General features: G+C 40.9%; 11 protein-coding genes and 1 pseudogene. All 12 read left to right on the top strand.

The annotated features are described in order from the left end of the window. The first annotated feature begins 3 nt into the window (after positions 1 to 3). Positions 4 to 1305, top strand: coding sequence for an O-antigen ligase family protein (locus tag AC6I3O_RS02365; protein WP_497849547.1), 1302 nt, complete (start codon positions 4 to 6; stop codon positions 1303 to 1305). Continuing rightward, on the top strand, positions 1292 to 2524 hold the full coding sequence (locus tag AC6I3O_RS02370; RefSeq protein WP_497849548.1) for a glycosyltransferase: 1233 nt from the start codon (positions 1292 to 1294) through the stop codon (positions 2522 to 2524). Before AC6I3O_RS02365 ends, AC6I3O_RS02370 begins: the two co-directional genes overlap by 14 nt. Further along, on the top strand, positions 2490 to 2981 hold the full coding sequence (locus AC6I3O_RS02375) for a glycosyltransferase (RefSeq protein ID WP_497849549.1): 492 nt from the start codon (positions 2490 to 2492) through the stop codon (positions 2979 to 2981). The genes AC6I3O_RS02370 and AC6I3O_RS02375 overlap by 35 nt, the downstream gene beginning before the upstream one ends. 25 nt (positions 2982 to 3006) lie before the next feature. After that, positions 3007 to 4353: a flippase gene (locus AC6I3O_RS02380; RefSeq protein WP_497849550.1), complete on the top strand. Its 1347-nt coding sequence runs from the start codon at positions 3007 to 3009 to the stop codon at positions 4351 to 4353. 1 nt (position 4354) lies between these two features. Beyond that, a complete protein-coding gene (locus tag AC6I3O_RS02385; protein WP_497849551.1) occupies positions 4355 to 5215 on the top strand; it encodes a LicD family protein in 861 nt (286 codons plus the stop codon). An 11-nt stretch (positions 5216 to 5226) separates the two neighbouring features. Beyond that, on the top strand, positions 5227 to 5670 hold the full coding sequence (locus AC6I3O_RS02390; protein WP_497853406.1) for an FAD synthase family protein: 444 nt from the start codon (positions 5227 to 5229) through the stop codon (positions 5668 to 5670). 62 nt (positions 5671 to 5732) lie between these two features. Then, positions 5733 to 6770 (top strand): asparagine synthase-related protein, encoded by a 1038-nt coding sequence (locus AC6I3O_RS02395; RefSeq protein WP_497849552.1) that lies wholly within the window; start codon positions 5733 to 5735, stop codon positions 6768 to 6770. 3 nt (positions 6771 to 6773) lie between these two features. Continuing rightward, positions 6774 to 8021, top strand: coding sequence for a glycosyltransferase (locus AC6I3O_RS02400; protein ID WP_497849553.1), 1248 nt, complete (start codon positions 6774 to 6776; stop codon positions 8019 to 8021). Between the two features lie 5 nt (positions 8022 to 8026). Continuing rightward, positions 8027 to 9094 (top strand): polysaccharide biosynthesis protein, encoded by a 1068-nt coding sequence (locus AC6I3O_RS02405; RefSeq protein ID WP_497849554.1) that lies wholly within the window; start codon positions 8027 to 8029, stop codon positions 9092 to 9094. Between the two features lie 46 nt (positions 9095 to 9140). Beyond that, positions 9141 to 9566, top strand: a pseudogene (locus AC6I3O_RS02410) (polysaccharide biosynthesis C-terminal domain-containing protein); the annotation flags it as partial. A gap of 87 nt (positions 9567 to 9653) precedes the next feature. Further along, positions 9654 to 12152 carry an NTP transferase domain-containing protein gene (locus AC6I3O_RS02415; protein ID WP_497849555.1) on the top strand — a complete coding sequence of 833 codons (2499 nt, stop codon included), beginning with the start codon at positions 9654 to 9656 and terminating at the stop codon, positions 12150 to 12152. Positions 12153 to 12156: 4 nt separating this feature from the next. Further along, positions 12157 to 13698 carry a BCCT family transporter gene (locus AC6I3O_RS02420; RefSeq protein WP_497849556.1) on the top strand — a complete coding sequence of 514 codons (1542 nt, stop codon included), beginning with the start codon at positions 12157 to 12159 and terminating at the stop codon, positions 13696 to 13698. Positions 13699 to 13730 lie beyond the last annotated feature (32 nt).

The raw sequence follows: 13730 nt of genomic DNA on the forward strand, positions 1-13730 counted from the left end.
CAAATGTATCAAACATCACAACCGGTGAATAGACGAATCATATCAGGTGATGCAGTGCTGTTATATATTATCCTGTTTTTTTCAAATGACACGTATTTGTTTGGGACAAACGTAAATGAAGCGAGGATTTCATTAGCCAGATATTTATTGATCTTTTTCTGCGGCGTTCTCATTTACAGAATGGGAGGACTAATAAAATATTCAATAAATAAGGGGAAAATAGTTGGATTCCTTCTGATTTTTATTTCGTATATTATTGTAGCAAGATTAAACGACGAAGTTACAAATCGAGTTGTCATCAAATTGCTATACATGCTTGTTGCCATACTTATATGCATGACATTTGAATTTACCAGGTTCTCAAAAGCATATAGACAGTGCTTATACTTTATTTCGATTTGTGCGATTAGTTTTAGTTTAATCGGATATCTGGTTCCTTCTTTGATCCGGAACTTACCGTATATTACAAATACCGTAGGGATTAGAATCTATACTTGCGGATTATCAGGAATTAATGAAGTATCATTAAGCAGCAATTTTATTCGAGCTCAAGGAATATTCTGGGAACCAGGAGTATTCCAGATGTATGTAAATCTGGCTTTATGCTTCGAGCTGTATCTTTCCGAAAGACCAAACAGAAAACGTGTATGGGTTTATATTATTGCTGTCTTTTTCTCTTTTTCAACGACAGGATTTATCGTTACTTCATGGATTATATTATGCTATTTGTTGCTCAAAAAGAGTAATATTACCCAAAAATATTCTGGAAGAAGTGTCTTGCTTGTATTTGTATTTGTTACTTTGGGGTTTTTATTATTGCAGGTTACAGAAGTGGGCGTACTTGTTTTCGATAAGATTATTAATCCGACTGTAAGCGGAACAACCATGGTACGTGTTGCTGGAGTTGTCACAAATATCGAAATAGCGCTGGCACATCCCTGGCATGGAATTGGAATGGAGAATATTCAGGATGAGTTCCTAAAGCTCACGATGGCTTCCCAAATTATTCTTGGATTTACAAGGCAAAATACTAACACGCTTCTATACCAATATGCTGCTCACGGTATACCCTACGGCATATTATTCACATTGGGTACATATAAGTTCGCGAATCTATTAAGCAGAGGCGAAAAACTTATTAAGCTGAGTGTTTTTATCATGATAGTTATGCTATATATCGGCGAGAATTTGCAATATTCAGAATTGCCTTACATTATTATTTTTTACGGATATGGGTGTTATGACAAAAGTGAATCAAAGTATTACTTATCTATGACAGAGGGCGAAGTAAATGTATCACTATAGCAAAGTAATAGTTCAGATTAATCTTGGGAATTTTGGCAGTACAGGCACAATTATGCGGGGGATAGCCGATTGTGCGTCGAGAGAGGGATTTAAAGTTTTTTGTTGTTATCCGGATAGCCCGCATAACAAAAGTATTCAGGATGGGGATTATATTATTTGTACAGACAGACAACGAAAAATATGTTCAAGATTATCCAGATATTCCGGATTAAACGGGCTTTTCGGAGTGTTTCCAACAATAAGGTTTATCAAGTGGCTGCGTGAAGTAAAACCTCAAATTATACACCTTCATAATTTACATGGATGCGGTTTGTCTTTGCCCATATTGTTTAGATATATAAAAAGAAAAAAAATTAGAGTTGTATGGACTTTGCATGATTGCTGGGCTTTTACTGGAAGATGTCCATATTTTCAAATTACGAAGTGTGACAAGTGGAAAACTGGTTGCCATGATTGCAGTTATCCAAAAACATCATACCCGGAAACAAAGGTTGACGGTACTAGATTAATGTGGAAATTGAAGAAGAAATGGTTTAACGGTATCGCTGACCTGACAATTGTCACTCCATCTTCATGGCTTGCAAATTTAGTACAGGATTCATTCTTATCAAGTTACTCGATTTGTGTTATCAACAATGGAATAGATCTGTCAGTTTTCAAACCTACTCCAAGTAATTTCAGAGAACATTACGACCTGGGGGGGGGTAAAATAGTAATTTTAGGAGTTGCCTATTCATGGAGTGATTATAAGGGGCTGGATTGTTTTATTGAGCTTAGCAGACAGCTTGGACCGAAATTTCAAATTGTATTAGTAGGTATTGACAATGAAAACAGAAGTTTAATGCCTGATTGTATTTTGGGGATTTCCCATACATCTAACCAGAAGGAACTGGCTCAAATATATACAGCGGCGGATGTGTTCGTTAATCCCACAAGAGAAGAGGTACTTGGAATGGTGAATGTAGAATCCTTGGCTTGCGGAACTCCGGTGATTACTTTCAATACTGGAGGATGCCCAGAAATAGTAAATAGCAGTTGTGGTTTTGTCACAAGTGAAAATACGGTTGATAATATAAAATATATTTTGGATAGTCGTTCCTGGATAAAAATAGACAGACGGGCTTGTCTCAAACGCGCGGAGGAGTATTGTATGAATGATAAGTATAAGGAGTACGTTAAATTATATGAAAAAATATCTCGTTCTAGGAGTGGCATTTGATTGGGGATATCGAAAGGGTCTTGATGTGTTTTTGGAATTGCGCAGTAAATTTAGTCCTGCATATAAAATAGTCCTTGTTGGAATAGACGACAATACTAAAAAAACAATACCGGATGACATTATATGTATACCAAGAACAAATAATCAATCTGAACTGGCTCAAATATATACAGCGGCGGATGTATTTGTTAATCCCACAAGAGAGGATAATTTCCCGACTGTAAACATGGAAGCAATAGCATGCGGAACACCTGTTATAAGTTTTAATACAGGAGGGAGTCCTGAAATTATTGAGACAGGCTGCGGTCTTGTTGTTGAGAATGAAAATATTGATGATTTAGTTGAAAAGATAAAACAAATTGTAAATGATTCAGAGGTAAGGACTAAATGTATCTGTACATCAATAAGTTTTGACCAAAGTAAAAGGTTTCAAGAGTATATCTCGCTATATAAGTGATGAATTTGCTTTTTAAAGCTCCGTCATGGAAAACAAACTTGGGAGGATTGCGTTACTTAGATATATGGGTATTAGAATTCATAATAAAGTTATTAAAAATGCTTCATGGATCATCGTGGGCAGGATTGCGCAGTCCATAGTTGGGATGCTTATAGCTATGATTACTGCCAGATTTCTGGGTCCTTCTAATTATGGTTTAATAAATTATGCTTCGTCAATTGTAGCGTTTGCAGTACCCATCATGCAGCTTGGACTGAGCAATATCCTGGTTCAGGAATTAGTTAATAATAAAGAAAAAGAAGGAGAAATAATCGGAACAGCTATAGGGATGAGCATCATTTCTGGGATTCTTTCCATTTTGGGGATATTAGCCTTTGTTGCGATAGCTAACAAGGGAGAAGCAGAAACGTTTATTGTATGTGCTTTGTCAAGTATTGTGATGGTCTTTTATTCATTGGAAATGATTATTTACTGGTATCAGGCAAAGCTTCTTTCAAAGTATACTTCAATTGTATCGCTGATTGCCTATTTTATAGTTGCATTATATAGGTTATTTTTGTTGATTACCCAAAAAAGTATTTATTGGTTTGCGCTATCAATGACCTTTGACTATGCAATCATTACCATTACTTTAATAGTCTTATATAAAAAATTAGGAGGTCAAATATTCTCCTTTTCTATGTCAACGGCAAGAAGAATGTTTCATAAAAGTAAACACTATATCCTTTCAAGTATGATGGTCACAATTTTTGCACAAACAGACAGAATCATGATCAAATTAATGCTTGGAGATGCAGATACAGGATTTTATTCTGTTGCGGTTACATGTGCTGGAATGACTTCTTTTATTTTTGGAGCCATAATTGATTCTGCAAGACCGTCTATATTCGAGAGTAAAAAGAGTGGAAATGGTCCGTTTGCAAGAAATATTACTCGTCTATACAATATAATCATATACTTTGCCTTGATCCAGAGCATTGTAATTGCCGCGTTCTCCAAAATAATAATAGGAATCCTATATGGCGCTCAGTTTTATCCGGCAGTAGGCGCCCTAAGAATAGTCGTTTGGTATACGACTTTTTCATACATTGGTTCTGTCAGAAATATATGGATACTGGCGGAGAACAAACAAAAGTACTTATGGATTATTAACTTGTGCGGTGCAGCAGCCAATGTCGTTATGAATGCTATGATGATTCCTTTATTGGGTATCAATGGAGCTGCAATAGCCTCCCTTGTGACACAATTTTTCACGAATGTTATTACAGGTTATATATTCAGTCCTATTAGGGAAAACAACAGGCTAATGGTGCATGGATTGAATCCAAATAACTTAAAGGAAATTTTTAAGTTAATGCGCGGAGGGCTTTAGTATGAATGAATTACAAAAATCCATATTAAAGATTTTTAAGCAAATCTCAAAAATATGCGATGATAATGAGATCCCGTATTTTGCTATTGGAGGTACATGCATTGGAGCTGTGAGACATAAGGGATTCATTCCGTGGGATGATGATTTGGATATAGCGATTCCCATAGAATATTTTGATTATTTTATCAAAATGGCAAACACTCAGTTGCCAGGCAGCATGAAAATCTATACCTGCGCTAACCATGAAACGTTTCGATATGTTTTTATAAAGGTCATAGATATAACGACGACCTTTATTGAAGAATCTGAGATATTGTATCCAAAATCTTATAAAGGTGTTTATGTCGATATCATGCCAATCTGCGGTATACCGTGTGATGAAAATAGAAGAAAAAGATTTTATAACATGCAGTTTTACTGTCTGAGAATGAACGAGAAACTTAGAGCTGATAAGTATACTACGAGTCTCAAGGGGAAAATCGCAAATAGTTATTTGAACGTCATGAAAAAAATTTACGGATACAATTACTACTCCAATAAATGGATTAAGATAATGAAAGCGAATCCATTTTATAAATCGAAATATACGGGATATGTCTGGTGGCCATATAGACTGGAAGAGCAAAAGCGGCTGACATTCAAAACAGAATACTTTACAGAAACAACTAATCTGCCTTTTGAAGATACGTTTATAAGATGTCCGAAAAATTATGACGCTTATTTATCTCAACAGTTTGGAAACTATATGGAGTTTCCGCCGGATGTTGAGCGAGAAGGTCATCACAAGGGCTTGATTGACTTAAATAAACCATATGAATATTATCAAAACAATACTGAAATTGTAAAAAAGATGATGGAGTGAGGTAAATGGAAATGATAATAGGTTATACGGCTGGTGTGTATGATCTTTTTCATATAGGCCACCTGAACCTTCTGAAGAATGCCAAAGGCATGTGCGATAAGCTTGTTGTTGGAGTGACAGTTGACGAACTCGTTCAGTACAAAGGCAAGAGCGCAATGATTCCATTTGAGGATCGAATTGAGATAGTACGTTCCTGCAAGTATGTTGACGCAGCGGTTCCACAGTATGATATGGATAAACTCAAAGCCTGTAAGGCGCTTGGAGCTGCAATGCTTTTCGTAGGTGACGACTGGTATGGGACAGAGAAGTGGAAAAAGTATGAGGAAGAATTCGCGAAGGAAGGAATTAAAATAATATACTTCCCATATACCAAAGGTGTTTCCAGTACAAAGATAACTGAGGCATTGAAACAAGTTCGGGGGTGGACAAAATCATACCCTCCGGGCATCCCGTAATTCATGCCCTTCGAGCGGGTGGACTGCGTCCAATAAGGCATACATAAATGGAGGAAATGAAAATGATTAATAAAAAATATTGCATGAATTCCTATATGGCATTCCGTTATATCGAAAAGGAGTATATGGAGTTCTATCCGGGAATGCATCACAGTAATATTCAACCTATTCCTGACGAGCAGCGCATTCTCGTGCATACAAGTGATGACATTGGCCGGGAAATTGAAAAGCAGATGGAACAGTTTAAGGATAAGAAGAAAGGCATTCTTCTTTCCGGAGGAATGGATTCCGCTATTGTTGCCTCTTATCTTTCCGGTTCAGATGCGTACACCTTCCGTTTTCTTGGCGGCGAGTATCAGAAAGAGGAACTAGAGAGGGCGAAATACTATGCAAAATATTATGGACTGAATCTTCATTATGTAGATATAAACTGGGATACAGTGGCCTCTCATCTCGAACCGGTTATGAAGGCCAAGGCGGCACCTGTACATTCTATTGAGCCTCAGATCCTACAGGCCGCTCTTCAAGCTAAGAATGACGGTGTGGAATTGATGTTTATTGGAGAGAGCAGTGACATAATCTTTGGTGGAATGAATGGGCTTCTTGCGAAGGATTGGACTTTTGATGAGTTCATGGACCGCTATATTTTCACAAATCCAGAGGATGTGTTGGCTGAGCCGGAGTCTATGCGGTATGTTTTTGAGAGATATCGTAAGGAAGGAGATAAGATTGACTTTCTGTCCTTTATAGATGAAATCTATGCTATTGAGTCCACCAGTTCTTATCTTAATGCTTTTGCCGTTGCCAAGATGCCTTACTACGATCCGTATGCACGACTAAAGATGGCAGACGAGTTGGATTTGTATCGTGTCAGGCATGGCGAGCCCAAATATCTGATTCGTGCTTTGATGGCGAAGAAATACCCCGAACTTACTGTACCGAATAAGAATCCGATGCCCCGCCCTGTAGATGATTACTTCAAGAATTGGGAAGGGCCTGTTAGACCAGAGTTTAAGAAGGGGATTGATATGCGCCGGTTCACGGGCAACCAGAAGTGGCAGATGTATTGCTTAGAGAAATTTCTGGAGATGAATGAATAAAAAATGGTGAAGCATTATATTTGGAGCTATAATCCGATTGATATAGATGCATATATGTATGACTATATTGCAAATAAGAATAATTTTTCCTTTGTAAATTTTTATGAAAATGGAATGACGGAAGAGAGAAAGTCCTGTGGGTATTCCCTATGTCTCCAGAATTATACAGCGATTCATACTACATATGATGAGGCAGTTGATGTTGTAAAAAATTGTTCGGATACAATTCATATTTTTTTCGGTTTGTTAACTCCAATGAACCGAAGGTTGTTAAGATATCTTAAAGATTGTAAAAGAGACAATAAAATATTTATCGTCTCCGAACGTTACAATGCTTTCGGAAATTCTCTTGAAAAAAGAGCGAAGGAATTAATCAGATGGTTTGATTATAAGAAACTGTCTAGGGAATTAAATAATGTGATAGATGGATTTTTCGCATACGGAACCAAGGGGGCTGAGTTCTTCAAAAAGCTCGGTTTTACTCATGTATCCCCAACAATGTATGCCACAAATCATCATTATAATATTCGTACATATACATTGCTGGACGAAGTCCACCCACCCGCAGGGCATACGTCACGGTGTGCCCTTGGGGATAGTTACAGTAATCGAACCGAAAAAACCAGATTTATTTATGTTGGAAGGCTGGAATTTGATTTAAAAGGGGTAGATATACTGCTTAAATCTTTAGATACCATTATTCACAGGGGGGGGGGTAGAAAGGAATGGAGTATTGATTTTGTTGGCAACTATGGAGCTAATTCAGCAGATGTGAATAGATGGATAGATGCTCATTGTGAATATGCCAGACAAGTCGGGAAAATTCCATTCGATCAAATGATTCATTACCTGCATGGTTATGATGTGTGCATCATACCGAGTAGGAAAGAAGGATATCATACACTGCCTGCGCAATGTATCGCGGCTGGAATCGCTTGTATAGTAACTAAGGGATGTGTCAGCGATGAATTAATAGAACGGTATAAGTCGGGAATCGTGGTCAGCAGTGGAGACGGCAAACAACTGTCAGATGCAATTATGTTTTGTATTACGGATAAAGAAGCAATCGATAAAATGAAGCGGTGCGCTGAGCAAGCTGCACCTGACATATCCATGGAAGCGGTTGGTGATTACATGTGGAGCGTAATTCAATGTAGAATCAATAAGAGTTCATCTATACCGGAATGTCCGTGGAGTAAAAAAATTGCGAGAGCAAAAGAACATAGCCGAGAGCTGGAAAGAGAGGAATAGACAAAATGCCCAATATCACAGAAGCATTCAAAGGAAAGACTTTAGTAATCACAGGCGGAACCGGTTCTTTTGGTTCAACCGTCCTCAAGCATTTCCTCACATCTGATATAGGGGAGATAAGGATAATATCTCGTGATGAAAAAAAACAGGACACCATGAGACATACATTACAGGCGAAATACCCGGAACAAGCAGGTAAAGTTCAATTCTACGTGGGCGATGTGCGAAATATTGATTCTGTCCGTAATGTTATGTATGGAGCCAATTATGTGTTCCACGCCGCAGCGCTAAAGGAGGTTCCCTCCTGCGAGTTTTTCCCAATGGAGGCCGTTAGAACCAATGTAATTGGCACAGATAATGTGATTACAGCGGCTGTTGAGAATAAGGTTGAGAAAGTTGTGTTCCTCAGTACTGATAAGGCGGCATATCCGATAAACTCTATGGGTATGACCAAGGCGATTGGAGAGAAAGTAGTAGCTGCCAGAGCACAGAAAGCATTTGAACGCGGAGGAACCGTGTTGGCATGCACTCGGTACGGTAATGTCATGTGCAGCCGAGGCTCAGTAATCCCACTCTTTGTTGACCAGATAAAACGAAAAGCCCCCATCACAATTACCGATCCTAATATGACACGCTTTCTTATGAATCTTGACGAGGCTGTTGACCTTGTTGCGTTCGCCTTTGAACACGCAGAGCCGGGCAATCTGTTTATACAGAAGGCGGATGCAAGCACAATCGGTATTTTGGCAGACGGTGTCATGAAGGTATTCGGTCAGACTGAGAAGAAAATCATCGGCACCCGACACGGTGAGAAGCTATATGAAACGTTAATGACCAGGGAGGAGAGACTCAGGTCTACCGACATGGGAAACTACTTTAGAATCAGCCCTGATGGAAGAAGTTTGAACTATGATAAGTTCTATGTGGAAGGCAATGTACTGACCGAAGGTGATGAGGCATATACAAGTCATAACACAAACCGACTTGATGTTGACGGCGTGGTTGCAAAGATCATGACCACAGATTATGTGAGAGAAGAACTGGAAGGCCGGCCCCACGCTGTGGAAGCATAATATTTTAAGGAGGAGTCATGAATATACTGGTTACTGGTGCGGCTGCAGTTTTGAGAAGAAGCTGTACAGCATGTATCTGTTCTATCTGCCAAAGGAGAAAATTTCTTTTGATTTGAAAATGAATTGTGATGACCGTGGCAGTTTTACCGAGCTTCTTAAAACCACAGAGTACGGACAGTTCAGTGTGAACATTTCCAAGCCCGGCGTCACCAAAGGCCAGCATTGGCACAACACCAAGTGGGAGTTTTTCATCGTAGTTGCTGGTCACGGTCTGATAAAGGAGAGAAAGATTGGAACAGATGAGGTAATCGAGATTGAAGTGAGTGGAGATAAAATACAAGCAGTCCATATGCTGCCGGGATATACGCACAACATCACGAACCTATCAAAGACAGAGAATCTTGTCACTGTCATGTGGGCAAATGAAATATTCGATTCCAACCATCCGGACACCTATTTTGAAAATGTATAACGTTATTCTGTCGAGGACGCTTACCAAAGCCTCCTCGGCTTTTTACTTGATTTCTCAAGTTCACGAGAAAGGAGACTGTAACCGTTCATGAACAAACAAGAATCAGATATTTTGCGGACAATCTTCACAGAACCGTTTATCAACCAGCGCATCCTGTCAGAGACATCCGGCCATAGCCTGGGTGTGGTGAACAGGTCTATACGCAGCCTTATCAACGAAGGATATCTGGATGAGGACGTCTGCCCCACCGCTAAGGCGAGACGAGAGTATAACAGGAAAGCTCCAAAGAATGCGATTATCCTGGCGGCGGGCTTTGGAATGCGTATGGCGCCCATAAACTTATCCGCACCTAAGGGTCTGTTGGAAGTAAACGGTGAGCCGTTGATTGAGCGAATAATAAAACAGCTCCGCGAGGTTGGGGTGAAAGACGTCACAATAGTAGTCGGATTTATGAAAGAGAGCTTTGATTACCTGATTGATGAGTATGACGTGGAGTTGGTGGTTAATGCTGACTATGCAGCAAAGAACAACCTTTCATCCCTGGCGCTCGTTGCAGACCGACTTTCCAACACCTATATCGTCCCTTCGGATATCTGGTGTGACAGAAATCCATTCAATACACATGAGATGTATTCCTGGTACATGGTGAGCGATATTGTTGATAATGAGAGCAGCGTCCGTGTGAACCGGAAGATGGAGCTGGTAAGGGTCGGAGAGCATACCGGCGGCAACGCCATGGTCGGCATTGCATATCTGCTGGAAGAGAATGCAGAGACTATACGGGAGAAGCTCCATAGGGTATGCGCAAGTAGCAGGCATGACGGGGACTTTTGGGAGATTGTTCTGTATAAAGACGATAAGATGATCATTCCAGCCCGGGTTGTTCACGCGTCAAATGTGGTCGAGATTAATACTTATGAGCAGTTGAGGGAATTGGACAGTGAATCCAATCACCTGAAATCAGACGCGTTAGATGTGATTACTGAGGTGTTCCATTCCAAATCGGAGGATGTTGTGGATATCAATGTTCTCAAGAAGGGCATGACGAACCGATCGTTTCTTTTCTCTGTCTACGGTGATAAATACATCATGAGAATACCGGGAGAGGGAACCGCCCGGCTAATCAACCGTGCGCAAGAGGCAGAGGTATTCAGAACAATCCGTGGCCATGGACTTTGCGATGACCCTGTGTATATCAACCCGTCAAATGGGTATAAGATTACGAAATTCCTGGAAGGGGTAAGGGTATGTGATCCGGAAAATGTACTGGATGTGGGTCGCTGTATGGAGATGTTAAGAGCTTTTCATAGGATGAGATTGTCTGTTCCTCATACTTTTGATATCTTTGGTCAGATTGAATTCTATGAAAAGCTGTGGGAAGGCCGCCCATCGATATATAAGGATTATAAACAGACCAAGGCCAACGTGCTGAGTTTGAAGCCGTTCATTGATGGGATTGAGAAAGATTGGTGCCTTACACACATCGATGCTGTGCCGGATAACTTCTTGTTCTGCAAGCCGGAAGGGGAGACAGAGGAACTTCTTCAGCTTACTGACTGGGAATATGCGGGGATGCAGGATCCGCATGTGGATATCGCCATGTTCTGTATCTACAGTCTTTATCATAAAAAGCAGGTAGATCGGCTGATTGACATCTACTTCCAAAATAATTGTAAGCGCCAAACCAGAGCGAAGATTTACTGTTATATCTCTATGTGCGGACTGCTCTGGTCTAACTGGTGTGAGTTTAAACGGAATCTTGGCGTGGAATTCGGCGAATACTCTCTTCGCCAGTACCGCTTTGCAAAAGATTACTACCGCTATGCGGTGAAAGAAATGAGTACGGGAACCCATATGGCAAATAGAGCCGTTATCATGGCCGCAGGTATCGGGAAGCGAATGCGTCCACTGACATTAGATGTCCCCAAACCACTGGTTAAGGTGAACGGAGTGCGGATGATCGACACGGTTATTAAGGCTCTTCACCAAAATGGAATCTATGAAATCTATGTTGTCATTGGACACTTAAAAGAGCAGTTTTATGAGTGGTCAAAAGAGTGGGATGGAGTAGAATTAATTGAGAATCCTTACTATGATATCTGCAACAATATTTCATCCCTTTACGCTGCCCGTGAGCTTCTTGGCGGCTGCATCATCCTGGACGGCGACCAGCTCATCTATAATTCATCCGTTCTCGACCCGCACTTCACCCTTTCCGGATATAACTCCGTCTGGTGTGAAGGTGAGACAGACGAATGGATGATGGATGTGGAAGACGGGGTGATACAAAGCTGTTCCAGGACAGGAGGCGCACACGGATGGCAGCTTTATTCCATTTCCCGCTGGACAGCAGAAGATGGAGAGAAACTCAGAAAGCATCTGGAATTTGAGTTCGAGAGAGGGAATCGAGATATCTACTGGGATGATGTAGTGATGTTCTGTCACTTCAAGGATTACACACTTGGCATTAAGGAGATGCAAAAAGGGGACGTCATTGAAATTGACGATCTTGCTCAGCTTGTAACCATCGACCACAGTTATCAAACATATCAAAAGACGAATTCGGCAGAAAAAACGGAGGATTAGTGAAATGAGTAATCATATGACAGCAGACAAGAGCAAAATAGACTGGATGATAACGGTGGCGCCTTTCATACTGATTCTGGGATTGGCGGGATATTTGTTTCTCTTTCCTAAACAGGCGAATGGGGTAATCTCCCAGGTACGTTTCTTCTTAGGTGACACGCTGGGAAGTTACTATCTGCTTATTGGACTTGGCGTCCTAATTCTTTCCATTTTCCTTTCCTTCTCCAAGTATGGTGAGATTGTTCTTGGGGAATCGAATGAAAAGCCAAAGTACAATTTTTTTACATGGGGCAGCATGATGTTCACCTGCGGTCTTGCCGCCGACATCCTGTTCTACTCTTTTGCCGAGTGGGTTATGTATGCTTCCAACCCGCATATTGCTGAGATGGGAGGAAGTATTACTGAATGGGCTGGCGTCTTCCCGCTGTTCCATTGGAGTTTCATCCCATGGGCATTCTATCTTGTGCTTGCCGCCGCCTTTGGGTTCATGCTGCATTGCAGAAAAAGGGATAAGCAGCGCTATTCTGAGGCATGTCTCCCTGTAATTGGGAAGAAGCATGCACATGGTACGCTTGGGCGTATCATAGACTTGTTTGCTCTCTTTGCGCTGTTGGCTGGTACTGCGACAACCTTCTCTGTTGCCACTCCTTTGATGGCAGAAATCATTGTTTCACTGTTTGGAATCAGTGTCAGCCGTACGGTGGTCACAATTATGATTCTTCTCATTACCTGTGCAGTTTATACGTATGCGGTTCTCCACGGATTCAAGGGAATCAGCTTCCTTGCCAGGCTCTGCATATACCTGTTCTTAGGCCTGCAAATCGCCTTTCTCCTCATTGGCGGCCAGGGACGTTTCATCATCGAGAATGGCGTTGAGTCCTTGGGCAAGATGGTTCAGAACTTTATCGGGCTTAGCACTTATACAGATCCCGGCCGAACGAATCATTTCCCTCAGGATTGGACGATTTACTACTGGGCTTACTGGATGGTATGGTGTATCGCAGCGCCGTTCTTCATTGGAAATATTTCTCGGGGGCGTACTGTTAAACAGACCATACTGGGAGGCTATATCTTTGGTGTTGGTTCAACCATTAGCTCTTTCATTGTTTTTGGGAACTATAGCCTGGGTCTTCAAACCGCTGGTGCTGCGGACTTTATTGTTCAGTATCAGGAGAGCGGCGACCTGTATGGTTTAATCATGGACATTATCCATACAATGCCGGGAAGCAAAATATTTCTTGTGTGGATTCTGTTGTGTATGATCACTTTCTATGCCACAAGCTTCGATTCCATTGCGTATACAGCGGCGTGCTACAGCTATAAGAAACTTGATGAGAATGAAACGCCGCATATGATGATAACATTGCTTTGGTGTATCCTGCTAATTGTGCTGCCTGTCGCATTGGTATTCAGCGAAAGCAGCATGACCAACATCCAGAGTGTGAGTATTATCAGTGCATTTCCGATTGGTATGATTATGATTCTGATGATCTGGAGTTTTATTAAGGATGCCAGGAAGTATATGGAAGAGAAAAGGCTGCAATAGATTTAAATGGAGGCGTCAACGTGAATGAAATT

It is taken from the genome of Sporofaciens sp. St.21A7, from assembly GCF_059728535.1.

Bases quoted from the DNA above. Each gene is read 5' to 3' on its own strand.
- AC6I3O_RS02365 (WP_497849547.1), top strand. From the start codon at position 4: ATGTATCAAACATCACAACCGGTGAATAGACGAATCATATCAGGTGAT.
- AC6I3O_RS02370 (WP_497849548.1), top strand. From the start codon at position 1,292: ATGTATCACTATAGCAAAGTAATAGTTCAGATTAATCTTGGGAATTTT.
- AC6I3O_RS02375 (WP_497849549.1), top strand. From the start codon at position 2,490: ATGAAAAAATATCTCGTTCTAGGAGTGGCATTTGATTGGGGATATCGA.
- AC6I3O_RS02380 (WP_497849550.1), top strand. From the start codon at position 3,007: ATGGAAAACAAACTTGGGAGGATTGCGTTACTTAGATATATGGGTATT.
- AC6I3O_RS02385 (WP_497849551.1), top strand. From the start codon at position 4,355: ATGAATGAATTACAAAAATCCATATTAAAGATTTTTAAGCAAATCTCA.
- AC6I3O_RS02390 (WP_497853406.1), top strand. From the start codon at position 5,227: ATGATAATAGGTTATACGGCTGGTGTGTATGATCTTTTTCATATAGGC.
- AC6I3O_RS02395 (WP_497849552.1), top strand. From the start codon at position 5,733: ATGATTAATAAAAAATATTGCATGAATTCCTATATGGCATTCCGTTAT.
- AC6I3O_RS02400 (WP_497849553.1), top strand. From the start codon at position 6,774: ATGGTGAAGCATTATATTTGGAGCTATAATCCGATTGATATAGATGCA.
- AC6I3O_RS02405 (WP_497849554.1), top strand. From the start codon at position 8,027: ATGCCCAATATCACAGAAGCATTCAAAGGAAAGACTTTAGTAATCACA.
- AC6I3O_RS02415 (WP_497849555.1), top strand. From the start codon at position 9,654: ATGAACAAACAAGAATCAGATATTTTGCGGACAATCTTCACAGAACCG.
- AC6I3O_RS02420 (WP_497849556.1), top strand. From the start codon at position 12,157: ATGAGTAATCATATGACAGCAGACAAGAGCAAAATAGACTGGATGATA.